Below are 452 nucleotides of genomic sequence, written 5' to 3'. Positions count from 1 at the left end.
CCGGCCTTGAGGGTGATTTCGGCGCCGGCCTCGACGACGATCTTCATACCCGCTTTGTGGTGGATCTCGGTGCCCGCTTCCACCAGTTGGGCTTTGCCCTGTTTGCTGTGGTGGGTACCGCCGACCGTCAGGCTCATGTCCTTTCCGATTTTCTCCCGCTTTTCCCCATCCACGGTGCTGTGGTCGTTGGCCTGGATGTGGGCGTAGCGGTCGTTGTCGACGGTCAGGTGGCTGTTGTGGTGGACCACCTCGGTGCGGTCGTTTTCGGTCAGCAGGTCCAGGTCCTTCTGGGCGTGGACGTAGATCTGTTCCCTGTCCGCTTCGTCTTCGAAGCGCAGTTCGTTGGAGCCGTCCCCTTTGTGGGTCTGGGTCTTTAAGGTGGTTCGGGTCTTGTGTTCCGGCAGCGCGTAGGGCGGTGTGTTGGACGCGTGGTAGGTGCGGCCGGTGATGAT

1 protein-coding gene is annotated in these 452 nt (G+C 61.5%); it reads right to left on the bottom strand.

The window, feature by feature from the left end:
• Window positions 1–452, bottom strand: a 452-nt coding sequence (locus EZI54_RS24105; protein ID WP_423227020.1) for a bacteriophage T4 gp5 trimerisation domain-containing protein, incomplete at both ends; no start/stop codon positions are given.

It is taken from the genome of Marinobacter halodurans (assembly GCF_004327985.1).
GTDB classification, from domain to species: Bacteria; Pseudomonadota; Gammaproteobacteria; order Pseudomonadales; family Oleiphilaceae; genus Marinobacter_A; species Marinobacter_A halodurans.
The sequence above is the reverse complement of the archived record's forward strand: the minus strand, read 5'-3'. Positions and strand labels throughout refer to the sequence as shown.